Raw genomic sequence first — 24,302 nt, forward strand, 5'->3', positions numbered from 1 at the left:
TCGGTTTGGCCGTGAGGTGACCCCTCGTGTAAAGTTAAGAACACGCCGCGGGGTGGAGCAGTTCGGTAGCTCGCCGGGCTCATAACCCGGAGGTCGGGGGTTCAAATCCCTCCCCCGCCACGATAGCGGCAGAACCCCCAGTCAGATTCTCTGGCTGGGGGTTCTTCTCATTCATGCCGCACTTCCCCGTGTATCCGCAGCCCGCGTGTATCCGCAGCCCACGCAGCAGTTGAGGGCGACGGCAGCCTCGTTCAAGGCGCAGCGCCGATTTCGGCAGGTACACAGTGCGACATCTGCTCTCCGCCTTGAACGACGGGAAGGCAGGGCCTGAGGCCCGGTCAGCGATGCGCTGATGGTCGCTGCCTGACGCCCGCGCATCCGCAGCCTGCTTCGACCCCGCTCACGGATGAAATCAGCCTCGTTCAAGGCGCTGCACCGATTTCGGCAGGTACACAGTGCGACAGAAGCGCTCAGCCTTGAACGACAGTGCTCAAGCGCGGCGTGAGGGGGAACGACAGTGCTCGAGCGCGGCGTGAGGGGAACGGCGGGTGCTCGAGCGCGGCGTGAGGGGTAACGAAGGCGCCCCTGGGAGAACCCAGGGGCGCCTTCTTCCGACGGCTGCAGATCAGCGGCAGGTGGAGCTAGACTCAGTTGCCCGAGTCGCCGCCCTCATCGGCCGGCTCCGAAGCAGGTGCTGAGGCACCGTCCCCGGCGCCGTCCTCGGCGATCGACGGATCAGCGGCCACCGCGTCCTCAAGCGCGTTCTTCAGACGGTCCTGCGCCTTTCCGTACTCTGCGAAGTCGCCGTCCTTCAGCGCGGCATCGGAATCCTCCATGGCCTTCTTCGCCTCTTGCAGAGCATCGTTGAGAGCCTTGTCGGACGAACCGCCGCCGGATCCGGAGTCCTCGTCGTCGGCGGGCGACGAACCGGATTCTCCGTTTCCGCTGTCCTCTGTTCCGGCATCGCCGGCCTTGGCACCGGAGTCGCCGCCGAACACCTGGTCCAACGCTTCGTCGAGAGTCGGAGCGAATCCGATGTCCTCGCCGAAGGCCACGAGCACGTGCTGCAGCAGCGGATACGAGGTCTCACCGGCGGACCGGACGTAGACCGGTTGGACGTAGAGGAGACCGCCGCCGATCGGCAGCGTCAGCAGGTTGCCGTTCTCGACTTCGGACTCACCCTGACGCAGCAGGTTGAGGCTGCGCTGGACATCAGGCGCGGTGTTGAAGTTGTTCTGCGCCTGTCCCGGTCCGGGCACTGTCGTGTTGCGCGGCAGCTGCAGCAGTCTCAGCTTGCCGTAGCCTTCGGCCGTCTCGCCCTTCTTGTTGCCGGCATCAGCATCGGCGGAGAGGAAGCCCGTGAGGTTGTTTCGCGACTGCCCCTCGGACGAACGAGCAGGAATATAAGAGCTCGTCAGCGAGAACGACGGCGACTGCTGGCCCGGCATCTGCAGGGTCATATAGAACGGCGGCTGGGTCAGCCCGCTGCTGGCCTTCGTCGTCGGATCCGTCGGAAGCGTCCAGAAGTCCTGACCGGAGTAGAACTCACTGGCGGAGGTGACATGGTACTTCGCGAGCAGATCGCGCTGGACCTTGAACATGTCCTCCGGGTAGCGGACGTGGCTCATCAGGTCACCGGACATCTCCGAGGAGGACTTGATGAGCCCCGGGAACACCTTCATCCAGGTCTTGAGAACCGGATCTTCCTTGTCCCACTGGTACATGTCGACAGATCCGTCGTAGGCGTCGACGGTGATCTTCACGGAGTTTCGGATGTAGTTGACTTCGTCATCCGGCAGAGTCGCCACCGAATTCGGAGCCGCCGCCGTGGTCGAGTCCTCAGTCGCCTGCTGGAGCGGCTGCGGTGTCGAATAAGGGTAGTCCTCGGCAGTGGTGTAGCCATCGAGGATCCACTTGATCTTCCCGTCCACGACGGCCGGGTACGGATCGCCGTCGACCTTGAGGAAGGGAGCGAGCTTCTCCACACGCTCACGCGGGTGACGTTCGTAGAGGATCTGGGATTCTTCGTTGAGCGCGTCCGAGAGCAGAATCTGCTCGTCCTGGAACTTCAGCGCGTAGGCCAGCCGGTTGAACACGTTGCCCACCGACGGTCCGCCCTCGCCGGTGAAGGTGTTGTTGACCTGACCGGAGCCGCTCTTCTCGTCCGAGGGATAGTCGAGCTCACGCGGAGTCGCGTCCTTCGGCGCACCGACGATCGAATAGTCCGGCGACGACTCTCCGAAGTAGACGCGCGGCTCGTAGTCGGGGAAGTCGCCCTTCGGGGGAATGTCCGACTCCATGAACAGCGGTTCGCCGTCCGGATTGCGCTGGTTTCCGTTCGCCGCGACCACACCGAAACCGTGGGTGTAGACGATCGCCCGGTTGAACCAGCTCTGGTTGTTCACCGAGCTCGGAGCGAGTTCACGCACGGAGATGACGGTGTCTCGCATGTCTCCGTCGATGTTGTAGCGGTCGACATCGAGCTTCTGCGGGAACGAGTAGTACGGACGCACCTGCTGCAGCTGGCGGAAGGTGTCGGAGACGAGGTTCGGATCCAACAGACGGATCGAGGCCGCGGTCTCGGCGTCCTTGCGCAGGTCGCCCTTCTTGCCGGTGGTGCTCGGCTCGTACGGTGTCACGTCGATGTCGTCGAAGTCGAACGCATCACGAGTCGCATCGATGTTGTGCTGGATGTAGTCCGATTCCTTGCTCTGCTGTGAGGGGTTGACCTGGAACTGCTGGATCAGCGCCGGGTAGGCGATGATCGAGACGCCACCGAGCACGATGAGAGTGAGAGTGGCGATGATCGAGATCCGCCAATTGCCCTTCCACGCGGTGTAGACGAAGAGCAGAGCGACCAGAACTGCGGCGATGGCGACGATCGCCATTGCCGGCAGAGCCGCATGATCGTCGACATAGGTGACACCGGGGACGATACCGCCGGCCGCGGTCAGCCGGTCGTAGCGGGAGAGCCACAGCCGACCTGCCTGGACGATGACGAGTGCTGCCACAGTGATGCCCAGCTGCCACTGAGCCGCCTTCGTCAGAATGACGCCCTTCTGCTCCCCCGGACGGATTCCGCCGAAGAGGTAGTGGGCGACGAGCGCGGCGATGAGCGCCATGAGCAGTGCCATGCCCAGCTGGTTGCCGATGAGGCGCAGTCCGGGCAGGACAAAGACGAAGAACGACTTGTCGAGACCGAACTGGGGGTCCTTCGACCCGAAGGACGTCGAGTTGATCCATTCGAGGACCGTGTTCCAGTTCGCCGAGGCGGTGATGCCGGCGAGGACGCCCATGACGGCGGGAATCGCGATCGTCGCGACCCGACGCAGCGGTTCGATGGCCTCACGGTAGCGGTCGAGGTTTTCCTGCCGCGGCGTCGTCGGCGCATAGACCGGACGATGGCGGTAGGCCAGATGCAGGCTGATCCAGACCGGAACAGCCATGACGATGAATCCGCCGAGGAACGTCAGTCCACGGGTGAGCCACACGGTGCGGAAGACCTGTGAAGCGTCGATCTGGCGGAACCACAGCACCTCGGTATAGACCTGGGTGAAGGCGATGAAGGCGATCAGCAGGATCGCCACAGACACGAGGGTGAGCAGAAGCGGCGAACGTCTGGGCCGATTCGCCGGCATGCGTGCGGAGGTGGGTGAGGACGAGGTGCTCACTGCTGCCCTTTCTCATTGTTGTCGGCACCGTCGGCGGGACACTTCGGCAGATCCGAGGTGTTGCCGGCGGCGTACTGCTCCACGGTCGTCTGCGCGTCATCGAGCGTGTCGATGCGTGCCACCGTGATCTTGGATTGGTCTGCGGCGGCCATGACCTCCGCACAGTTGTCGGCGGGTGAGAGGAACAGCGTTGCTCCCTTCTCGGTGGCCGCGGCCACCTTCTGGCGGGCGCCGCCGATCGGCCCGACTGCACCGGCGGGGGTGATCTCCCCGGTGCCGGCCACATGCTTGCCTCCGGTCATCGCTCCGGGAGTGAGCTCGTCGATGATCGCCAGAGAGAACATCGTTCCCGCCGAGGGCCCTCCGACGCCTTCGACATTGAACTTCACGTCGACGGGGAATTCGAAGTCCTGCTTCATCGTGATGCCGACAGCCTTGCGGTCGTCGATCTTCGCAGGTGTCAGGCTGATCTCCTCGGTCTTCCCATCACGCTCGATGCCGAGCTCGACAGAGTCCGACTCCTGCACGGTCTTGCTCATGATCTGCGCAGCCTGAGGATCGGAGTCCAGCTTCTTTCCGTTGACCGACATGAGACGATCGCCCTTGCGCAGCTTGCCCTGCGCAGGAGCATCGGCGACGACCTCGTCGACCGACAGATGCACAGAATATGACTTGTCCAGCTGCCCCATGGCAGCCGCGATGGCGACGTCCTGACTCGAGGACATCTCGACTGCATTCGATTCGGTCACGTCCTCACGAGTGGTGTCCAACGGGTAGTACGCCTCCGTGGGGACCACGGTCTGGTCACCGTTGATAAGTGCTCCCAGTGCCTGAGAAGCATAGATGTCACGACCGGGGCCGCCGCTGACTGCGACGGTGAGCATGTCGATGCGGCCGTCTGTGGGATAGGTCTTGGCTCCGGAGACGCTGATCATCGGGTCGCCTTGGTAGTCACCGAGGGTGTTGAAGACAGGCCCCGGCAGCTGGAGCATATACGGCACCGGCAAGAGCACGGCCAGAGCGATGAAGACGTAGGTGAGGACGCCCGAGGTCGTGGCCAGACGTGGATTCCGTCGTCGTTTGGTGCCGCGTGTCCGCGCCGGTGACGCCGGCACGGCCCGAGGGGCGTTCTCTGTCATGTAGTCCTTTCGCTGCACCGCCCCACCAGTCTAGTTGAAACCTCAGCGTCCGGTTCACAGACTCCTTTCGCCCGGTGCGAACATCCTGCGAAACCTCCCGGAATTGGGAAGCTTCGCACATTCGGAACCGTTAACGTTGATGTCAAACCGATTCTTGGGGGCTGTAGAACAATGACCGATGACAACAACAACGAGCAGAATCCGTTCGAGCAGATCTTCGGAATGCTCTTCGGCGCCAATGGTCCCGGATCCGGTCAGGGGGAGGACAAGAACAGTTCGGGCATGCCGCAGGGCTTCCCGATCGATCCGGCGATGATGTCCACGATCATGAACCAGATGCAGGGGCTCTTCGGCCAGGGTGCCGATCCACAGGCCCAGGCCGTGTCGATCGCTCAGAAGGCCGTGCCGACTCCTGACCCCTCCGTGTCCGAGGACGCCGAGCGGGCAACAGCCGATGCGTTCCGTCTGGCTGAGCTCTGGCTCGCCGAGGCGACCGACTTCTCTGTCGCCAACCGCTCCGCCCGACCGCTGCGCCGCGCCGACTGGGTGAAGGAGACGATGCCGGGCTGGCAGAAGTTCGTGCTGCCCATCAAGGAGAACATGTCCTCGTCCCTGACCGATACGCTCGAATCTCAGGTTCCGGAGGAGATGAAGAGCATCCTCTCCGGGGCTTCGTCGATGTTCGGGTCGATGAGCGATTCGATGTTCGCCATGCAGATCGGCCAAGCCGTCGGCGCACTGTCCGAAAGCGTCCTCACCGGCACCGAGGTGGGGTTGCCCCTGCTCCCCCATGACACTGCCGTCGTCATCGAGACGAATGTCGACTCGTTCGCCGCCGAAGTCGACGTCGACGTCTCCGAGGTCCGCATCTACCTCGCGGCTCAGGAACTCGCCCACCTCGCACTGTTCGAGCGTGCCCCGTGGCTGAGCGCCCAGGTCGAGACGGCCCTGACCCGTTATGCGCAGGGTCTGAAGGTCGATACTTCGCAGATCGAGGATATGGCGTCGAATATCGATCCTTCGAACATCTCCGACCTCAGCGACAACATCCGCCAGGGGCTGTTCAACCCGCCGACGACCGAGGACCAGAAGAAGGCCCTGACGTCGTTGGAGAATCTCCTCGCTGTCATCGCCGGCTGGGTCGATGTCGTTGTCTACGAGGCCTGCAAGCATCTGCCTGGTCGCGATCAGATCCGCGAGGCTCTGCGCCGTCGCCGTGCGACTGCGGGACCTGCGGAGAAGACTTTCTCCACTCTCGTCGGCCTCCAGTTCAACCCCCGCCGCCTCCGCGATGCGGCCGCCCTGTTCGCCTACCTCGAAACCCAGGGCGGCGCCGAGGCCCGCGACCGGGTGTTCTCTCACCCGGATCTGCTGCCCACCACACAGGATCTCGATGACCCCTTGGGCTATTCCGAGCGTCGTCAGGCCGAGTGGACCAATGAGTCGAGCATCGACGAGGCGCTGTCCCGCATCCTCGCCGAGGGTCTCGATGGAGCCGGCGGCAGCGACGTGCAGCCGACCGCCGAGTCCGAGGACGCGGACTCCGAGGGTTCCGAATCCACCGACGGCGATGACTCCGATCAGCCCGATGATCGCTGAATGATCGATCTCGCTACTGCCCGGCAGGAAGTCGGGCAGGGGCCGCAGACCCCATTCTCAGTCGCCTTCGCTGAGCTCTTCGACCGGCAGGGCGACGATTCCCTGCACCGCGCCGGTGGCGAGCATCATGTCACTGCCAGCTGTCTGGTCGTCGACCCTCTCGCCGAGGCGGTCCTGCTCAATCACCACAGGAAAGCCGGTCTGTGGGGGCAGTTCGGCGGACATCTCGAACCCGACGATGTCTCACTGCGCGGGGCCGCACGCAGAGAAGCCGAAGAGGAAAGCGGTCTGCACCCTCTCACCCGCGTGACAGCCACCCCCATCGATCTGCATGTGCATGACTTGTCGGCGGCCTTCGGGGTCTGCACCCGGCACTTCGACGTCGTCTACGCAGCCCAGGCATCGACAGGAGACTCCCCACGGGTTTCCGACGAGTCGTTCGACGTCGCATGGTTTGAGTTGGATCGACTGCCCGGCGATCTCATGCCCGACCTGCCCGACCGGCTGCCGGGCCTCTACCGCTCCGCTGTGGCAGCGCTCAGCCCCCGCGGCTGAAACGTTCCCCGTCGCTGAATCCCTCAAGGTAGAGTCTTGCGTCCGATTGCCTCGGATGGCGATCGGCCAAGGCGTGGAACTCCTTCGAATGCGGCCCGATCTGGAGGTGGACCAGTTCATGGACCACTACGGTCTCCAGCACCCAGCGCGGCACCGCCTGCAGGCGATGGGAGATGCGGATGTCTCCCGTCGACGTCGTCGTTGACGCCCACCGACTGATGTTCTGATTCGTCACCCAGCGGATCGAGGTCGGCCGCAGCCGACCGCCGAAGTACCGCCGACTCATCTCATCAGCCAGGTCGACGAGGTCAGCATCGGAAGAATGGTCACGGGCGGAGAGACGATTGAACAGGTCCGTCAGCGACCGGATGTTGTTCTCCACGCTGTAGCGCACGGGAGTGCGCAGCACATAGGTCTCTATCTCCTTCGAGACGGCAACGGTCTTCTTCCGCCGCGCCGATCGGCGCACTTCGATCTCGCCACGAGCGATCGCCCGCAATACCTCATCTTCACTCCACCGCTGTGCTCTGCTCACCAGACCATCATAGGAAAAGCACCTGACATAGGGACTGGCTCACTGGAACGGTTAAGAACACGAACTCACTTTCGGATCCCAGAGTTTGTGAGTTTCCTGAATCTGCCGAAATTCCGGGAGCAGATCACCTGTCCACAGCCGCCTCGGCGAACCTCTCCCCCGCGGAACAGGAGCTGATCCGATCCGGCGACCTGTTTATCAACAGTTCAATCGGCGATCAAGGCACCTTTCCTCCACAGACTGCACGGCGATTCCCACAGGTTATCCACAAGCTGTTGACGTCTCTGTGCATGACGGCGCATTGACGCGGCGGCAATTGCGGAATAAGTTCTATGCTTGACCCCGGAAAACCCGAGGATGCGTGCGGAAGGGGAAGCCGCACGAGTCCTCGCGAGCGCCTGGGGCACTATGCGGCTGAGGGCATGTCGGGAAACGTTCCCGGCCTGTCCTCAGCCGTTTTTCCACAAGCTTATCCACAGTTCCGCGTTGACCGTGGCGAATCGGCCCTCTGTTCACTACCGTGGAAGTCTCCACGAGACTGAGGCGAAGGGGTCGAGATGTTCAGGATCTTTCCGAGTGTTCCCATCACATGGCGATCGTCTTCATGCATTCAGTTCGGGGCAGATGACCCGGTGCTCATCGATGGGCTGCTGCCCGCCGATGCCAGTCTCATCGAAGATCTCCGCCTCGGCATCGGCTCGGCACAGTTCTATGTTCGTGCTCAGGAGCTCGGGGCCGACCTCAGCCGGGCAAGCTCCCTCATCACCCTCCTCGGTGAGGCCGGAGTGCTCGTCCCCGTCGATGCGGATGCCGGCACAGTGCCGAAAGGATCACCGGTCTTCGCCGCTGCGCGCGCCTTCAACCTGTCGCCGGATCGCGTGTCGCAGATCCTGGGGTCTCGGCCGGTGCTCGTCACCGGACCGCTGCGCTGCCATGTCGAGGGACAGCTGGCCGCCCTCGGCTTCGCTGTTTCCGCAGCCCACCGTGTCGACGAGCTCGATCTCATGACAGCGCCGGTGGTGGTCACGAGTTCGCATCTCGTTCCGGATCTGCATTCTGCCATGTGGCTCAGCGATCGTGAGGTCGACCACTGCCAAGTCGTCCTCGGAGAGCAGGCGGTGGAGATCACCGGACTCATTCGTCCCGGCCGGACACCGTGCTCTGTCTGTTCGTGCCTTCACCGGAAGGACAGCGACTCGGGATGGCTCGCGCAGCATCCGCATCTGCGTGCTCTGCCCGAACGGGAGAGCCTCTGCGATCCCGCCGCACGGATCCTCGGTTCGGCCCATGTCGTCCAGATGCTTCGTCAGGCGCTGCTGCGGCCCGAGACTGCTCCGTTCCGTCGCGTGGTCACCTTGGATGCGGGAGAGGTGCTGGACACCAGCCTGTTCTTCCATGACCGCTGCCAGTGTCGTTCACCGGTGCCCGATTTCGGGTCAGTCGCCGAGCATGCCCAGTAGCTGCGTTCCGTAGAGTTCGAGCTTCGTCGCACCGATTCCGGGAACCCGAGCGAGCTCAGCGAGGCTGCGGGGGCGGACTTCGGCGATGACGGACAGTGAGGTGTCGGTGAGCACGAGGTACGGCGGCAGGCCCTGTTCCAATCCGACCCGCACCCTCCACCGGCGCAGACTGTCCAGCAGCTCGAGGTCGATGTCGGCAGGACAGTCGGAGCATCGCCCGACGGACCGGTCGATCTGCGAGACCAGCGCCCTGCCGCAGCCACGGCAGCGGTTGAGGACCGTCGTGTTCGACGCTGTTCGTCCCTCTCCCATGGTCGGTCCCGCCTGGCCGAGTTCGGCGAGGAACCGGGAGGATCTCCGAGGCTTCTGTTTGGAGTCGAACCTCGCCAGTGACCAGCTCATCCGCAGGTCTCTGCCGGCTCGGGTCAGTGCCACATAGAACAGACGCCGCTCTTCGGCGATGGCTCTCGGGGTCTGGGCATAGCTGATGGGCAGCAGACCTTCGCTGAGACCGACCAGATGGACACTGTCCCACTCCAGACCCTTCGCCGCGTGGAAGGACGCGAGAGTGACCCCCTCGATATCCGGGGCGAACTGATGTTCGGCACGGTCGGACAGGTCGTTCAAGAAGACTTCCATCGGCACGGGCAGCTCCTGCCCGTGTTGGTGTTCCTCGGCGAGGTCGACGAGAGCTTTGAGGGACTCCCAGCGCTGCCGACTGGCCCCAGCCGCAGGCGGTTCCCGAGTGAATCCGAGCGACCCGAGAACCTCCATCACAGCTTCGGGCAGGCGCTGCCCGCCCGATGTCGCACGTGCGGCTTTGAGCATGAGCACGGCTTCCTTGACCTCTTTGCGGGCGAAGAATCGTTCCCCGCCACGCAGCACATAGGGAATTCCGGCTGCGGCCAGCGCCTGCTCATAGGCGGGGCTCTGTCCATTCGTGCGGAAGAGGACCGCGATATTGCGAGGACGACGCCCTGCCTGGATTTCGGCGGAGATGGCCTGAACGACCCCGGTGGCTTCAGCCTCATCGGTCGGGTATTCGACCATCCGCGGCTGCTGCCCCACCGGATTGTCCGTCCGCAGAGTCAGTGCGGACGAAGACGTGTGCCGCAGCAGACTGTTCGCCGTGGACACGATCGACTGGGACGAGCGATAGTTGCGAACAAGACGGATCGTTCTGGCTTCGGGCATCGATGTGCTGAGCGAACCGAGCAGGCTCGCATCGGCTCCGGCGAACGTATAGATGGTCTGGGCCGGATCACCGACGACACAGAGATTGTCGCGGGGACCCAACCAGCGTGAGAGCACATCGAACTGCAGCGGTGAGACGTCTTGGAACTCGTCGACGACGAAGTGCCTGTACTGTTCGCGGATCTCAGCCGCGATCGCAGGGTACTCGGCCAGGACTCCCGACAGCACGAGGAGCACATCATCGAAGTCGAGCAGCCGCCCTCTTGTCTTCGCCTCCCCGTAGGCTTCGAAGATCCGCACCATATCCTCGACAGTCAGCCGGCCGGGGAGTTCCCGAGCCGCAGCTTTGGTCGCATAGTCTTCGACGCCGAGCAGGGATGCGGCCGCGAATTCGATCTCCGAGGCGACATCTCGCGTCAGTTCCCGGCTGGTCTCCAATCCGAGACTCTGCATGACCGAGCCGATGATGCCGGCCTTGTTCTCGATGATGCGCGGAAAGTCGCCTTCGGCGAAGCGGTCCCAGAAGAAGCGCAGCTGACGCAGCGCCGCAGAGTGGAACGTGCGGGCCTGAACCGCGGGCACTCCGAGTCCGCGCAGGCGCGAACGCATCTCCCCCGCCGCTTTTGCGGTGAAGGTCAGGGCGAGGACATGGTTGGCCGGAAACACCTCGGTCGCGATTCCATAGGCGATCCTGTGCGTCATAGCGCGAGTCTTGCCGGTGCCGGCACCGGCGAGGACGATCACCGGCGAATCGAAATGGGTGGCGACTGCACGCTGCTCCTCGTCCAGGGCCTCGAGTAGGGCCGCGGCCGAAGCGTTCATTCGTTGTCCAACCAGCTGTACAGGAGCTGACCGGCGATCGAGATCGTCGATGGGGCGCGCACTTCTCCGTCGGCAATGGCATTCTGCAGCTCGGCCCGGGTGAACCAGCGCAGGGAGGCGATCTCCGCCTCATCGGCGGCGAAGTCGCGGCTGGGAGCCGATGCTGCGAAGCCGAGCATGAGTGAGCACGGAAACGGCCACGGCTGGGAGCCCAGATACTGCGGGTCGACGACCTCGAGATGAGCTTCTTCCCAGATCTCGCGGATCACGGCGCGTTCGAGGGTCTCGCCCGGTTCGACGAATCCGGCCAGGAGAGAGTACCGGTCGGATTCCCAAGCGGCGTTGTTGCCCAACAGGACACGTTCGACACCGTCTGAGTCAGTGTTGACGATGACGACGATGACGGCGGGGTCCGTGCGAGGGAAGTGTTCGCTTCCGGTCTCCGGGTCGCGGCGGACCCATCCGCCCACGGCTGGGGTGGTCGGGGTGCCGGTGCGCGGGGAGAACCGGTGCGCGCGATGCCAGTTTCCGAGGCCGACGATCTCACAGGCCAGGGACACCTGCACATCATCAAGAGATTCGGCGAGGTGTCGCAGGGGCAGCCAGACCGGTTCGGAACTGTCGATGCCCTCCCCCGGTGCGGTCAGCTGGTCCGTGGCGTCCCGGGCCCGCGAGGCGTCCAGTCGGGCGTCGATGTGGCTGCGTCCGTCGTCGTCCAAGGACACTCCGATATAGCGGGTGCCTTGCGGGTCACGGCCGAGGTAGACCTCTGTCTGCCCCTTGGGCACCGATTCGCGGTCAGTCAGGAAGAGTCCGCCGCCGGCGACGAGCAGCGTCCCGCGGTGTTCGAAGACCGCCCGGGCCCCCGAAGCCCAGATCTCGCTGAGGTCCCCGTCTTGGCCCCGAGTCAGATGGTCACGATCGATTCCGTGTCGGGCGAGGCTGATCGGCTGCACTGGAGGCAAAGGCTTCATGTCCTCCACGATAGCCCAGCGCCCTGACACTGCCACCGTGGCCGACGTCTCCCCGGCGGGAGCCGAAAGCCGCCTCGGCAGACACGCTCGACGGCGAGTCCCGTGTCTCAGCGGAACCCAGACGGTAGATTGGGGAAGGTGGATAACAAGGCGCTCAAGTTGACTGCTATCGCGGCGACGATGCTCGACGGCTTCGTCCCGACGAAATGGACTCCCCTGCCGCCCCTGGACGCTGGTGTCAGAGTCCTGCTCGGCAATGACGACCAGCAGCTCGTCGCAACGGCTCAGACCCAACTCGATCGGTCCGCGGACATCGGCTCGGCTGCCGAAGCGGGACGCATCTACGAGACCATGTACCCGCACGCGGACTTCACTTGGCCGCACCTGCGGGCCATCACCGAGGTCGACGCCGACTACTTCGATACCGAATCCCCGACGACCGTGACGCTGACCGATCCTCTTCCGGGCGCACCACTGGGAGATGTTCCCATCGCCGACACTGCGCGGGCCAGCTCATTGGCACAGGCTCTGGCGACCCTGCATTCGGCGGCGCCCGAACCCGTCTCCGATGCGGGTTTCCCGGTGGAGGATCCGTCTCGGTCACAGTTCCTCATCCTCGAGCGCCTCGATCAGGCAGCGAGCACCGGCCGGGTGCCGTCGTCACTGCTGCAGCATTGGGAGGAGGAGTTCGAGAAGGTCGCGCTCTGGCATTTCCTCGCCGCACCCATCCACGGCTCCCTCGATGAGACGAGCGTCTATACCGATCAGGAGCGGGTGCTTGCTCTGGCAGAGATCGGTCGTCTTCGCGTCGCCGATCCGGCCATCGACCTGGCGGCGGCTTCAGCGCTGATCGATCCTGCCGCCTTGCCGACCTTCTACGAGGAATACCGCAACTCTCGGCCCCGCGCCGATGAGCACGTCATCGCCCGGGCCGAGCTGCTGGCGGAATTCGCCGTGCTCGACTGGCTGCTCGAAGCCGTCGACTCCGGGGACGAGACGGCCGTCGAGGATGCGGCCGAGCTGCTCCGCTCATTCAATGAGGTCCTGTTCGGCAGCGCAGCCGACGAGGGCGCAGCTGCCGGTCGTGAAGACGAAACAGAAGATGCTTCTCCGTCCACCGAAGCCTCACGCGACACCACCTCGGCAACCGCGGCGGCGGGAACCGACACTCCCGATGTCGAAGCCGCCATCACGGAGACCGAAGCGTCCGATGTGTTCATTCCCCGGGCTCAGTCCTCTGACGTCTCGCGGGAAGACGAGTCGGAATTCGAATCCGAACTCGGATCGCAGGTGTCGACCGAACCGACTCGTGACTCCGAGGACTCCGATGACGGGGAAGAGACCGGTCGGATCCGCTGATCTCAGGCGACGTCGTTGGCTTCCAACCACTCGATGACCTCGTCCTCGTCGGGCAGCTCGGTGAACTGCACGACCTCATCGCTGCCGACGAAGTAGAACGTTCCCGTCACATCGGTGATCTCCGGATGCACGCGCAGAATGGCGAACCGGTAGAGGGCCAGCTGCCATTTCATCACCTCGAGCACCGCGGCATCGGGCTTCTTCGAGGTCTTCCAATCCACGACCTCGGCGTGGTCTCCGCTGATGAAGACAGCATCGATCTTCCCCGGCACCCGGAATCTGCCGAGAACGAGTTCGAAGGACATCTCCACATGGTCTGCTCGGCGAGTCGCGAACTCGGAGGCTGAGAACGTCGCCTGCAGCCGTTCGATCGTGGCGGCATCGATGGGTCGCACCCCTTCGTCCTCACCGATGTCGATGCTCGACTGACCGAAATGCTGTTCGACCCAGGAATGGAAGGTCGTTCCGATCTCGGCCGCCCGGCTCGGCGGGGTCGGAATCGGACGCAGAGTCTGTGTGCGGAAACCCTGTGGGTCGCGTCGCCATGCGACCAGGGCCGTCGCCGACAGGCGATCGGGCATCGCCTCTGCGGACACGGTCTCCGGGCGGTCACCGATGCGCAGAGCCTGAGCGGCATAGCGTCCGATCACTCCCGGAACCTCGGTCAGAGACTCCAAGCTGAGGTCCGGACTCGCTTCGACCCAGTCCGCGGCACGCTGCGCGGCGGCGACCTGCTTGGTGCGCGGGACCGGCCATGGTGTGGTCTCGATCCGGTCCTCAGCCGATTCATCGGCAGGCTCCGGAATCTCGACCTCCATGCCCAGGACTTCGATCGCTTCGGTGAGGAAGGGCGAGGGATCGTCGGGAACGGTGCGTGAACCGATCAGCTCCGCCCCGAGCCACAGATGCTTCTTGGCGCGGGTGAATGCCACATAGGCCAGTCGCCTTTCCTCACCCACATGTGCGTCGGCGATCTGCGGGCGGATGAAGTCCCCGATCCACTCGTCCAGGGCCTTCTTCGTATCGAATTCGGCCTCCCGCAGATCAAAGTCGACGAGGTGTGCGCGGTCGCCGCGCAGGGGGTACGGCAGTGCCGTGCGGTCCATCCAGCCTTCTTTGTCCCGCGGTTCGGTCGGGAAATCCTTGACCACGAGAGAGGGAACGGCGACCGCATCGAACTCCAGCCCCTTCGAGGCGTGGACGGTCATGACGTTGATCGCGTCGGCAGGCGTCGTCGGTTCGGCGACGCTCAGCGCATCATGGGCCTCCATGAGGCTGAGCCAGGACAGGAATCCGGTGATCGAGGGTTTGTCGTCGGTGGTCGAGTACTGGCTGGCCGCGGACAGGAACGCATCGACGGAGGCCCTGTGCAGATTGCGCAGCGACTCGCTGAGCCCCCAGATATCCGAATCGATTCGCGTCTCGGACATCGCGGTGCGGATGATCGACGAGATGGTGCCCGTACACGACCGGGTGGCACGCAGCGCACGGGCCAGTCGGACCAGGCGGTGCAGCGCCTCTGAGCTCAGACCGGACTGCTGATAGTCGGCGACAAGGCCCTTGTCAGCGGCCTTCCGCGCTCCCTGGTCGAGGGCTCGCTGCACCTCGACGAGTTCGTCGAGGCCTTCGACGATCGTCGCCTGGTCGATGGCTTCGGCGATGACCTCCTCGGTGGCGGGTACGGACCCGTCAGCCGCTCTCCTCTCGGTCTGCCGGCGGGTGAAGGCCTGCAGTCCGGCGATGTCGCCGGCACCGAGCCCGAGCATCCGTCCGCTGATGAGCCGCATGACCTCGTCGCCGGCCATCGGGTCCACCGCGGCAGTGAGCACCGCGCGCAGATCGGCGACGAAGGGGTCTGTCAGCAGCCCGGAGGAACCATGCACGTGGACGGCGAACCCGGCGGCCTCCAGGGCCGCTGCGACCGGTGCGAAATGGGCGCGTTTGCGGCACAGCACGGCTTTTGACGAGCCTGCGGGAATGGTGTGGAACCATTCCGTGAGGGCGCGCAGTCCGGTGGTGAGGAATTCGGGGTCGTGGGCTCCCGAACTGATTTCGACGCTGACGTCACCGTCGCCTGCGCCATCACGAGCCGACAGCGGGGACTCGCTGCCGTCGTTGAGTCCGGCGGCGATGCGGTTGGCCACTTGCAGGATCGAACGGTCGTTTCGCCAACTCGTGCTCAGAGACAGCGATTCGACATCACGGAAGTCGGAGGAGAACCGGATCATATTGTCGGCGCTGGCGCCGCGCCATCCGTAGATGGCCTGGCGGGGATCGCCGACCGCGGTGACAGCGGTGGAGTGGAAGAGGTCGCGCAGGAGCTTGAGCTGGGCCACTGAGGTGTCTTGGAATTCGTCGAGGAGGACGATCTTCCATCGGGCCCTCTCGGCTTCTGCTGCGGCCGGCACCTCGTCGAGGATGCGTTGGGCGAAGCGCACCTGATCCGAGAAGTCCATGGCCAGATTGCGACGTTTTGCCCGCATATAGGCATCGGCCAGTCGGGCCGTTCTGATCTTCGCTTCGAGCTTCGCGCGCCGCCCATTGGGATCTACGGGTCTGCCTCTGCTCGAGACGAGTGCGGCCAGGCACTGCTCGAGATAGTCGGTGACTTCGTCGACATCGCGTCCGTGGTCGTTCATCTGCCCGGCCAGAGCGATGACGTCGGCGATCATCGTCTCGCGGGAGAAGTCTCCGGGGATCTCCTCGGGTGCTGTGGAGTCGATGATCCCCCCGGCGATGGTGTGTGCCGCGGCGTCATCGAGGAGGACCGTCTCGGGTTCGATGCCGATGCTCACACCGTGTTCGCTGACGATCGAGGCGGCATAGGAGTTGTACGTCGACACGGTGGGATTGTCGAGACCGGGCAGGGAGAGGTCCTGGCCGTGCCCGAGGTTGTGCCGCAGCCGGGACAGAAGCACGCGGATGCGTCCACCGAGTTCACCGACGGCTTTGCGGGTGAAGGTCAGCCCGAGGATCTCTTCGGGAGCCACGAATCCGTTCGCCACCAGCCACACCACACGCTGGGAGATGACGGTGGTCTTTCCGGAGCCGGCCCCGGCGGTCACCTTCATCGACTGTGCGGGTTCGGCCTCGATGATCACCCGCTGCTCCGGGCTGGGCGGGAATGCTTGGGCAGGGTCGGCGGCAGTGAGTTCGGCAAGCCGCTCAGCGGTGAAACGCATCAGTTGTCCTCCAACATCTTCGGACCGATCGCCGGACACGACGACCGGACGGGACAGGACTGGCATTTCTGCGGGTCCACCCGGGCGGGGAAACTCGCAGCTCGCATCCTGCCGGACACGTCATCGATGAGCTCTCGCGCCCAGTGGGGATTCTCATCGACGTCCAGCGCCGACTGTTCCCGAACTGTCCGGGCAGACTTGCGCAGAAACACGAGTTCGGCACCGAAGGCATGAGCGTCGAGTTCCTGATCCTCGCCGATTCTGATGGTGCCGGAATTGATCGCTTCCTGGTACACGCCCAGCTGGGCGTGCCGGTCCATCTCCTTGCCGGCGACGACGTTCCGGCCGGTCTTGAAGTCGACGATGCGCAGTCCGCCTTCGACCTCCTCGACGCGGTCGAGTCGGCCGGTGACTCTCCACTCGCGGCCGTCCGCGTCGACGCCGAGAGCATAGACCTGCGCTTCGACACCGACGAGGCGGCCCGGGGTCTTCTTGATGTAGTCACCGAGGCGGTCGGCCATGCTCATCGCCACCTCGAATTCGCGTTCGCGTTCCCACTGGGCATCGAAGTCCAGGGACGCGAACTCCCCCTCCACGAAGCTGCGGATCGCGGAGGCGGGGCCTTCCGGATAGTTCTCGGCGGCCGCGTGAATGATGGTTCCGAGATTCTGTGCCGTCGACATCGGACGGTCACCGCCGTTGCGGGTGAGGAACCATCGCAGAGAGCAGTCGGTGAAGGCTTCGACCTGAGAGGGTGAGACACGGACCGTATCCGAGTCCGTGAACAGCGGCTCGTCTGTGGTGATGTCCTCGGCTTCGCGCCACTGCCTCGGTGGTCCAACAGTCGGGCCGGTGTTCGCCAGAGCCCTCATCAGCGCGGCCCACGACTGTGTCTCCGAGTCCGGAGTCGCAGACTGCTCCGAGCCCTCAGCGAGGCCGTCCCCCGACACAGCCGCATCGGGATCGCCATCCACGGTCGCAGCAGTCTGCAGCAGGCTGGCACGGGCATGAGCCGCCATCTCCGGCAGAGTCAGAGGGGGCAGCTCGTCCTCATGGGTGATCGCATATCCGTCAGCCGCCTCGGTGCCCTTGGCAGTCCCGGCCGCGAGCACGTCGAAGAACGGGGACGGCTCGGTCTCCGCATCGGTGACGGCGGTGACGATCACCCGTTGCTGGGCCCGGCTGAGCGCGGTGAAGAACAGCTCGCCCTCTTCCCGCAGATTCCTCCGTTTCGCATGTGCGTGGTAGCCGGGGTCGCCGGTGATCGTCTCACCTGAGTCGAGCACAGCGGTGAGGTCGGTGAGGCCGAGGATTCCGCCGCGCAGCTTCGGATTCGGCCAGACGCCTTCGTTGACCTCGGCGATGATCACCAACGGCACACGCACGTGAGCCAGCGAGGACGGAGTGCCGACACGGACATGGTCGGCGAATCCGGCAGTATCGGCCAGAGAGTCCTGGGCGATGTCCTGCTCGGCGACGATTCCTGCGAAGGAGCGGGCGGTGAACCCGCCGCGATCGGCGATCTTCTCCGCCAGTGCGAACAGTCGCAGCACCGAATCGAGGTAGCCGTTGGTCACCGATTCCGGGTCGCGCAGAGCCTCGGCCTGCCATTTCTCGGCGACCCCCGCGGCGTTCCAGATACTCCACAGTGCCTGGTGGGGGTCGGTGGTGCCGACCTCGGCCGCGGCGTGGAGCATCCGTGAGATCGTGGCCAGCCCCTGCGGGGATGAGTCGTCGATGGGGCTGCGCAGCGCCTGTGCCAGCGAGGTCGTGCTGCTGGGCGCAGGGAACCGCTTGCGCACCGCGCGTCGGAAGCGACGGATCTGCACGGGGTCGAGACGGACATAGATGCTGCCGGCCAGTGACAGGGCGAGGTCAGCGATCGACTCGTCATCGTCGAAGTCCGGAGAGGCAGAGAGCAGATCCAGCAGAGGTGCGGTCGCGGGGTCGACGTTGAGAGGCTGCAACAGGGTGGCGATGGAGACGCCGGAGGCGCGCAGCTCATTGGCGATCGTGCGCGCGCTCGAGGAGTTGCGGCAGATCAGAGCGACATCGGACCAGGATTGACCCTGTTCGACGAAGTTCGTGATGCGACGGGCCAGATACCGGTGTCCGGAAGCGCTGCCCTCGAACACATGCGTCTCCACCGGAGCCTCGACCGATGCAGCCTCAGGAGCCACAGTCGATGCGGCGACCGGGGCCACAGCCGATGCGGCGGCGACCGGGGCCGCAGGTGGATCCTCTGCCGAACGCGGACGGGGTATGTGTCCGATCGACCAGCGTGTGGTGATTCGGGCGCCGAAATCGTCGATGACCTCAGCCAATGCCGGATCGACGTCCCATTGGCGGTCGAGGACGACTGTTTCGAAATCGGCATCGGCTGCGGCCCGGTCGATGATCGAGGCATCGGCACCGTGGAAGCGTCCGGTCACCGTTTCGGGAGATCCGAACAGAGCGATCGCACTCCCCCGGGCACGCAGCTGCGCGAGGATTCCCCAGCTGGCGGCAGGAAAGTCCTGCACACCGTCGGCAAGAACGACGGTCGGCACCCGGTCGGGAGCGAAAGACCACGATCTGCCGGCAGTCACCTCGGCGGGTTCGCGGAAGATCTCGAAGGCGGCAAGGGCGAGCACGGTCGCGGAGTCGATGCCCCCGTAGCCCGGCATGGACATAATGCCCAGATATTCGTCGAGGACCTCGGCCACGGCCTTCCACCGCGGATCGGGGTTGTCTGCCAGGACACGGTCGAGGGCGCTGCGACCGAAATCGAAGACGTGCTCGCCCGAAGAATCGGGCGGTGGGCCGGGCAGGCGCATTCCGAAGTCGAATTCCATCACCCGGTTGAGCGCGTCGCGGACCTCGGTGCGGAATGCCGAGGTCGAGCGCACCTCGGCGGTGATCTCCGTCGGCCATGCCGGACCGCGGGCGTGACCGAGTTCGTGACCTGCGAGGAGATCGGCGAGGAACACATCCTGATCGGCCCCGGAGATGAATTCGAGGTCCTCCCCGGTCCGTGTCGTATGTGCGGCGCGGGCGATCCCATACGCGAATGATGCAAGGCTGCGGGCCGGAGCGCCGGAGAGGACCGCATCAGCCGGCAGCTGGAGGCGATTGCGCAGCACATCGGCGTGATCGCGATCGGGAGTGAGTACGAGGACGGATGCCGGGTCGATCGTCGACACCAGCTGCGCATAGAGCGACTCGAGCAGAGTCGTCTTCCCGGTTCCCGGCCGACCGATGATATTCAGGCAGTCTCCGGAGAGCAGCGTGCTGCCCATTCGCTGCGTCATCTCATCCATACTCGTATTCCATCACGGCCCGCTGACATGGCTCGATCGAACCCGGAACCGGCGCGTCGCCGATGCGCGCGGCGGGATATCCGGTGCGAGGCCTGACTTCGCGTAGCATTGAAGAATGTCGAGTCCACAACAGAGATTGCCCCGTGACCAGCGCCGCGACCAACTGGTGGGAGTCGCACGCTCCGTTTTCGCCACCCGTGGATATCGGACGACTTCGATGGACATGATCGCCGAGGCAGCCGGTGTGTCCAAGCCCGTGCTCTATCAGCACTTCGATTCCAAGCAGGACCTGTACTTAGCGCTCATCGATTCCTCGGCGGCGCATCTGGACTCCCGCTTGGCCGAGGCCCTGGGGTCGACCACAGATCCGCATGAGCAGATTCACGCGACCTACCGCGCCTACTTCGACTTCGCGGTCTCTCACCACGAAGAGTTCGTCATCATCTTCAATTCGGACGTCTACGAGCCGAAGGCCGAACAGAAGCTGCGCGCACTGCGTGAGAGTTCGGCAACACGTGTCGTCTCGGCCCTGCAGAACTTCGCCCGACTCACCGACGATGAGGCGCGGCTGCTGTGCCGGGCCCTCATCGGCACCGCTGAAGTCGTCGTCAAGCAGATCGACTCACAGCGCGGAATCGACGTCGACACCGCAGTCGAGCTGCTCACCCAGATGAGCTGGGGCGGTCTGCGGTCGTTCTCCGAACGCTGAAGCCTCACCAGCACATCAGCCCACAGCGGAATCTGCAGAGAAGAATCCACGTTAAGCTGAACACAGTCCACAATCCGTCATCGGTCACCGAGCATCGGCACAAGGAGCACCATGGAAATCAAGATCGGCGTCAAGCAGACTCAGCGCGAGATCGTCCTCGAAACGGACGAAGAGGCGAAGGCACTCGCCGCCCGCGTCGAAGAGACAATCCAGTCCGAAGGGCTGCTGACCTTCACTGATACGAAGGGCCGTCAGGTCTTCGTTCCCTCTGCTTCGCTCGGCTACCTCGAAATCGGTGCCGAGACAGCACATCGCGTGGGCTTCAGCGCCTGAGCTGCTCGCCCGAACAGCAGAAGGGGCCCCGGTCGTCGTGACCGGGGCCCCTTCTGCTTCGACTGTGGATCATGTCTCGGCGGAGGAGCACATCGGGTCTGAGGCGGCCGTTTCGACAGGCTGCCCACGCAGCCGAAGAGGCCCTGACTCAGGCGACGAGGCCGAGAGCCGACATGCGCCGCGAATGGTTCGACGTCACCGCCGGGATCAGCTCGACCACGAGGTCTTCGTCGAGGCCGAGGAACGGATCGGTGAGCAGACTTCGCGCCCGCCCCAGCGTCTCAGCGACGAGCTTGCGACCCCACAGCGCAAGCCGCGAGGCCAGCTGTGTGTCGACGGCCACTTCGGATGTCAGACGATTGCGCGCATATTCGCTGGCCCGTGTATCATCGAGAATTGCAATAGCCAGGCTGTATCCGGGCTCCGCGAGTTCGTCCACCGCCGTACGGTAGAAATCATTCATGATTCCGTCGAAGACGAATCCCTTCATGAGGCTTTCGTACCAGTCGCGGGGGCGAGTCCTTTCGGCCAGAGTGCTGAAGGTCGGCTCGAAGTGCCGACAGAGCTCGATCACATCCTGGCCCATCTGATCAATGTGCTGTGAGAGCTGTTCGAAGTTCGCGAATGACTGAGAGGCCAGCCGCGCCAGGATGACCTTGTCATCCAGATCCGCTGCGGTCGTCGCGTTTGTGGCCATACGTTCGAAACCGGTCAGCTCGCCGAACGCCAGAAGTGCGAGCGTTGCAGCATCATTACCGGCCAATGGGACAGAATCGGGCATAGTTCAAGACTACCGGTTCGCACCATGACAAGCGCATACGCGCTAAAAGGAGTTTGGAATATGGCGGAGACAGAAGCGGACTTCGCAGAGCTGGGAGTCGCCGGACCGATCGTGGCCTCGCTGGCCTCAGCAGGAATCACCCACCCCTTCCCCATCCAGTCCCTGACACTGCCCGTGGCACTGTCGGGCGCCGACATCATCGGGCAGGCGAAGACGGGCACCGGCAAGACCTTGGGCTTCGGCATCCCCCTGCTCCAACGCGTCGTCGGCAAGACCGAGGACTCCTCGTTCACTTCAGAGCCCGCGTCGACTCCCGAACACCGGGGCGACTCGACGGAGCCGCGGCTGCCGCAGGCCCTCGTCGTCGTGCCCACCCGTGAGCTGGCCAAGCAGGTCGCAGCCGATCTCGTCACCGCCTCGGTGCAGCGCGATATCGACATCATGACGATCTACGGCGGTATGGACTTCGATCCGCAGATCAACCGGCTCAAGGCAGGCGTCGATGTCGTCGTCGGCACTCCCGGTCGTCTCCTCGACCTCTACGGTCGACGGATCCTCAGGCTCAACCGCGTCCGCACCGTCGTCCTCGACGAGGCTGATGAGATGCTCGACCTCGGCTTCCTGCCCGATGTGGAGAAGATCATCAACGCCGTCCCTGCTCACCGCCAGACGATGCTGTTCTCTGCCACTATGCCCGGCGCGGTCATCACTCTGGCCCGCCGCTACATGAGCCAGCCCACCCACATCCGCGCGCAGGACCACGAAGACCTGTCGCTGACGGGAAAGAACACGACGCAGTTCGTCTACCGTGCCCATTCGATGGACAAGTCCGAGCTCGTGGCGCGCATGCTGCGGGCCGAGGGCCGCGGCCGCACGATCATCTTCACCCGCACCAAGCGCACGGCAGACAAGCTCGCCGCTGAACTCGCGGACCGTGGCTTCGCCGTCAACGCCCTCCACGGTGATCTCGGCCAGTCTCAACGAGAGAAGGCTCTGAAGGCCTTCCGCGACGGCAAGGTCGACGTCCTCGTGGCCACGGATGTCGCCGCCCGCGGCATCGACATCGACGATGTCACCCATGTCGTGAACTACCAGTGCCCCGAGGACGAGAAGACCTACGTCCACCGCATCGGACGGACCGGTCGTGCCGGCAACTCCGGTGTCGCTATGACCCTGGTCGACTGGGATGATATGCCGCGCTGGCGCCTGATCAACAAGGCCCTCGGCCTCGATTTCGACGAGCCCGCCGAAACCTATTCGACGTCACCGCACTTCTTCTCCGACCTGGGCATCCCGAAGGGCACCAAGGGTCGCCTGCCCCGCCAGCACGTCGAGGGCGCAGACGAGAAGAGCACCGGTGAGCGGAAGGATCGTCGCAGCTCCGGACGTGGCCGTTCCGATTCTCGCCGAGGCGGCTCATCCGAGCGTCGCGACTCCTCCTCCGACGCCGGCGAAGACAGCCGCAAACCACGTCGCCAACGCACGCGTCGCCGTACGCGTGGCGGCAGACCGGTCAACCGTGCCCAGGGCGGTCAGGGCGGACATCCCGCCTCCGACTCCGGCGAGGACTGATCTAACCGACTTCCCCGCACAGCCTGAATGAAGGGCTCCGACCAGCTGGTCGGAGCCCTTCTGCTTCCTCACACGCATGACTGTATTGTCCTGCGGATCGAACTGCGTTCGAACAAGGCCGCACCTGCACAGGGTCATCAACCGAACTCACGCCTGGGGCAGCCGAACTCAGCCGTGGGCGCGGCTGAGCTCAGCCCTGGATATAGTCGACGCCGCCCGGTCGTGAGGCGGCACGGTCGAGCAGCTTCGCGAGCATATGGTCGGAAGTCACGTGCTCGCCGAGGCGGTTGGGCTTGCCCGTGCCGTGGTAGTCACTCGACCCGGTGACGATGAGGTCGTGCTCATGAGCCAGCCGCCGCATCGCTTCACGCTCCTGCGGAGGGTTGTCCCGGTGGTCGACTTCGAGCCCGTCGAGGCCGGCGGCGATGAATTCCGTCATCGCCGAATCGGGAACGACCCGACCCCGCATGGCCGCACGCGGATGGGCGAAGACCGAGACTCCCCCGGCCTCCCGAATGAGTCCGATCGCAGTGATCGGGTCGATCGTCGGCAGGGACACATGATATTTGCCCTGGCTGGACAGAATCGAGGAGAACGCCTCGGTGCGGTTGTCGACGACACCGGCCGCCACCAGCGCATCGGCGATATGCGGCCGGCCGATCGTAGCGTCCTCGCCTGAGACCGAGAGCACCGCATCCATATCGATCGGATAGTCCTCGGCCAGTCGTTCGATGATGAGGTGCGTGCGGTCGAGACGAGCCCGCCTCGTCTCCTGCACGACCTCGGCCAGCCCCGTATCGTACGGGTCGTGAAGGTAGGAGAGCAGGTGCACGCTGATCCCCTCGTAGCGGCAGGAGATCTCCATTCCCCGGACCAGCCCGAGTCCGTATACCCGGGCGGCATCTTCGGCAAGAGTCCACCCTGCGGTGGTGTCGTGGTCTGTGATGCCGACGACGTCGATGCCCTCCATCGAGGCTTCTGAGATGAGTTCGGAAGGGGTCTGGGTCCCGTCCGAGAATGCGGTGTGCACATGGAGATCGATGACCATGGTCACAGTGTATCTGCATCTGTCGTTCCGACTTCCACGTGAACGCACCATGTCACTCCGTCCGTCTAGA

At 64.4% G+C, this 24,302-nt stretch carries 16 protein-coding genes and 1 tRNA gene; 8 read left to right on the forward strand and 9 right to left on the reverse strand.

The genetic code is table 11. From position 1 onward, the window contains the following. Positions 1 to 46: 46 nt before the first annotated feature. A tRNA-Met gene (locus tag EB835_RS00425) sits at positions 47 to 120 on the forward strand. Between the two features lie 527 nt (positions 121 to 647). On the opposite strand, the gene EB835_RS00430 is transcribed toward EB835_RS00425, so the two are convergent. Then, the gene (locus tag EB835_RS00430) at positions 648 to 3,671 is read right to left on the reverse strand and encodes a UPF0182 family membrane protein (RefSeq protein ID WP_135807535.1); all 3,024 of its coding nucleotides are present in this window, start codon (positions 3,669 to 3,671) and stop codon (positions 648 to 650) included. Next, a complete protein-coding gene (locus tag EB835_RS00435; RefSeq protein WP_135807536.1) occupies positions 3,668 to 4,810 on the reverse strand; it encodes a YlbL family protein in 1,143 nt (380 codons plus the stop codon). The genes EB835_RS00430 and EB835_RS00435 overlap by 4 nt, the downstream gene beginning before the upstream one ends. 171 nt (positions 4,811 to 4,981) lie before the next feature. Between EB835_RS00435 and EB835_RS00440 the strand changes: the two genes are divergently transcribed. Together EB835_RS00440 and EB835_RS00445 are read left to right on the forward strand one after the other, a co-directional pair. After that, positions 4,982 to 6,409, forward strand: a complete 1,428-nt coding sequence (locus EB835_RS00440) for a zinc-dependent metalloprotease (RefSeq protein WP_135807537.1) — start codon at positions 4,982 to 4,984, stop codon at positions 6,407 to 6,409. Beyond that, complete coding sequence (locus EB835_RS00445) at positions 6,410 to 6,964, forward strand: NUDIX hydrolase (RefSeq protein WP_135807538.1); 555 nt, start codon at positions 6,410 to 6,412, stop codon at positions 6,962 to 6,964. It begins immediately after the preceding gene. On the opposite strand, the gene EB835_RS00450 is transcribed toward EB835_RS00445, so the two are convergent. After that, positions 6,948 to 7,499, reverse strand: a complete 552-nt coding sequence (locus tag EB835_RS00450) for a M48 metallopeptidase family protein (protein WP_135807539.1) — start codon at positions 7,497 to 7,499, stop codon at positions 6,948 to 6,950. The genes EB835_RS00445 and EB835_RS00450 overlap by 17 nt on opposite strands. A 557-nt stretch (positions 7,500 to 8,056) precedes the next feature. Here EB835_RS00450 and EB835_RS00455 point away from each other — a divergent pair. Further along, a complete protein-coding gene (locus tag EB835_RS00455) occupies positions 8,057 to 8,959 on the forward strand; it encodes a hypothetical protein (protein ID WP_135807540.1) in 903 nt (300 codons plus the stop codon). Here EB835_RS00455 and EB835_RS00460 read toward each other — a convergent pair. Further along, the gene (locus EB835_RS00460) at positions 8,936 to 10,975 is read right to left on the reverse strand and encodes an ATP-dependent DNA helicase UvrD2 (protein ID WP_135807541.1); all 2,040 of its coding nucleotides are present in this window, start codon (positions 10,973 to 10,975) and stop codon (positions 8,936 to 8,938) included. The two genes, EB835_RS00455 and EB835_RS00460, sit on opposite strands and share 24 nt — an antisense overlap. Next, entirely contained in the window at positions 10,972 to 11,949 is a 978-nt protein-coding gene (gene nudC / locus EB835_RS00465; protein ID WP_135807542.1) for an NAD(+) diphosphatase, read from the reverse strand. Before nudC ends, EB835_RS00460 begins: the two co-directional genes overlap by 4 nt. Positions 11,950 to 12,108: 159 nt before the next feature. Between nudC and EB835_RS00470 the strand changes: the two genes are divergently transcribed. After that, entirely contained in the window at positions 12,109 to 13,308 is a 1,200-nt protein-coding gene (locus EB835_RS00470) for a protein kinase family protein (protein ID WP_240688441.1), read from the forward strand. Between the two features lie 2 nt (positions 13,309 to 13,310). Here EB835_RS00470 and EB835_RS00475 read toward each other — a convergent pair whose 3' ends face one another. Both EB835_RS00475 and EB835_RS00480 read right to left on the reverse strand, forming a co-directional pair. Then, positions 13,311 to 16,490 carry an ATP-dependent helicase gene (locus tag EB835_RS00475; RefSeq protein WP_135807543.1) on the reverse strand — a complete coding sequence of 1,060 codons (3,180 nt, stop codon included), beginning with the start codon at positions 16,488 to 16,490 and terminating at the stop codon, positions 13,311 to 13,313. Next, on the reverse strand, positions 16,490 to 19,789 hold the full coding sequence (locus tag EB835_RS00480) for a PD-(D/E)XK nuclease family protein (protein ID WP_135807544.1): 3,300 nt from the start codon (positions 19,787 to 19,789) through the stop codon (positions 16,490 to 16,492). Before EB835_RS00480 ends, EB835_RS00475 begins: the two co-directional genes overlap by 1 nt. 115 nt (positions 19,790 to 19,904) lie before the next feature. Here EB835_RS00480 and EB835_RS00485 point away from each other — a divergent pair, with 115 nt between their 5' ends. Next, on the forward strand, positions 19,905 to 20,498 hold the full coding sequence (locus EB835_RS00485; RefSeq protein ID WP_240688443.1) for a TetR/AcrR family transcriptional regulator: 594 nt from the start codon (positions 19,905 to 19,907) through the stop codon (positions 20,496 to 20,498). Between the two features lie 111 nt (positions 20,499 to 20,609). Then, entirely contained in the window at positions 20,610 to 20,831 is a 222-nt protein-coding gene (locus EB835_RS00490) for a DUF3107 domain-containing protein (RefSeq protein WP_135807545.1), read from the forward strand. 148 nt (positions 20,832 to 20,979) lie between these two features. Here the strand turns inward: EB835_RS00490 and EB835_RS00495 are convergent, their stop codons facing one another. Next, positions 20,980 to 21,612, reverse strand: coding sequence for a ferritin-like fold-containing protein (locus EB835_RS00495; RefSeq protein WP_135807546.1), 633 nt, complete (start codon positions 21,610 to 21,612; stop codon positions 20,980 to 20,982). A gap of 60 nt (positions 21,613 to 21,672) precedes the next feature. Here EB835_RS00495 and EB835_RS00500 point away from each other — a divergent pair, with 60 nt between their 5' ends. After that, complete coding sequence (locus EB835_RS00500; RefSeq protein ID WP_135807547.1) at positions 21,673 to 23,184, forward strand: DEAD/DEAH box helicase; 1,512 nt, start codon at positions 21,673 to 21,675, stop codon at positions 23,182 to 23,184. 190 nt (positions 23,185 to 23,374) lie between these two features. Here the strand turns inward: EB835_RS00500 and EB835_RS00505 are convergent, their stop codons facing one another. After that, positions 23,375 to 24,232, reverse strand: coding sequence for a PHP domain-containing protein (locus EB835_RS00505; protein ID WP_135807548.1), 858 nt, complete (start codon positions 24,230 to 24,232; stop codon positions 23,375 to 23,377). Between the last annotated feature and the right edge of the window lie 70 nt (positions 24,233 to 24,302).

The organism is Brevibacterium sp. S22 (genome assembly GCF_004745485.1).
Classification (GTDB): domain Bacteria; phylum Actinomycetota; class Actinomycetes; order Actinomycetales; family Brevibacteriaceae; genus Brevibacterium.

What these genes read in the sequence shown, in the direction of transcription:
- EB835_RS00495 (WP_135807546.1), bottom strand. Translation starts at nt 21,612, where the DNA reads ATGCCCGATTCTGTCCCATTGGCCGGTAATGATGCTGCAACGCTCGCA.
- EB835_RS00435 (WP_135807536.1), bottom strand. Translation starts at nt 4,810, where the DNA reads ATGACAGAGAACGCCCCTCGGGCCGTGCCGGCGTCACCGGCGCGGACA.
- EB835_RS00475 (WP_135807543.1), bottom strand. Translation starts at nt 16,490, where the DNA reads ATGCGTTTCACCGCTGAGCGGCTTGCCGAACTCACTGCCGCCGACCCT.
- EB835_RS00445 (WP_135807538.1), top strand. Translation starts at nt 6,410, where the DNA reads ATGATCGATCTCGCTACTGCCCGGCAGGAAGTCGGGCAGGGGCCGCAG.
- EB835_RS00490 (WP_135807545.1), top strand. Translation starts at nt 20,610, where the DNA reads ATGGAAATCAAGATCGGCGTCAAGCAGACTCAGCGCGAGATCGTCCTC.
- EB835_RS00480 (WP_135807544.1), bottom strand. Translation starts at nt 19,789, where the DNA reads ATGGATGAGATGACGCAGCGAATGGGCAGCACGCTGCTCTCCGGAGAC.
- EB835_RS00485 (WP_240688443.1), top strand. Translation starts at nt 19,905, where the DNA reads ATGTCGAGTCCACAACAGAGATTGCCCCGTGACCAGCGCCGCGACCAA.
- EB835_RS00440 (WP_135807537.1), top strand. Translation starts at nt 4,982, where the DNA reads ATGACCGATGACAACAACAACGAGCAGAATCCGTTCGAGCAGATCTTC.
- EB835_RS00505 (WP_135807548.1), bottom strand. Translation starts at nt 24,232, where the DNA reads ATGGTCATCGATCTCCATGTGCACACCGCATTCTCGGACGGGACCCAG.
- nudC (WP_135807542.1), bottom strand. Translation starts at nt 11,949, where the DNA reads ATGAAGCCTTTGCCTCCAGTGCAGCCGATCAGCCTCGCCCGACACGGA.
- EB835_RS00455 (WP_135807540.1), top strand. Translation starts at nt 8,057, where the DNA reads ATGTTCAGGATCTTTCCGAGTGTTCCCATCACATGGCGATCGTCTTCA.
- EB835_RS00460 (WP_135807541.1), bottom strand. Translation starts at nt 10,975, where the DNA reads ATGAACGCTTCGGCCGCGGCCCTACTCGAGGCCCTGGACGAGGAGCAG.
- EB835_RS00500 (WP_135807547.1), top strand. Translation starts at nt 21,673, where the DNA reads ATGGCGGAGACAGAAGCGGACTTCGCAGAGCTGGGAGTCGCCGGACCG.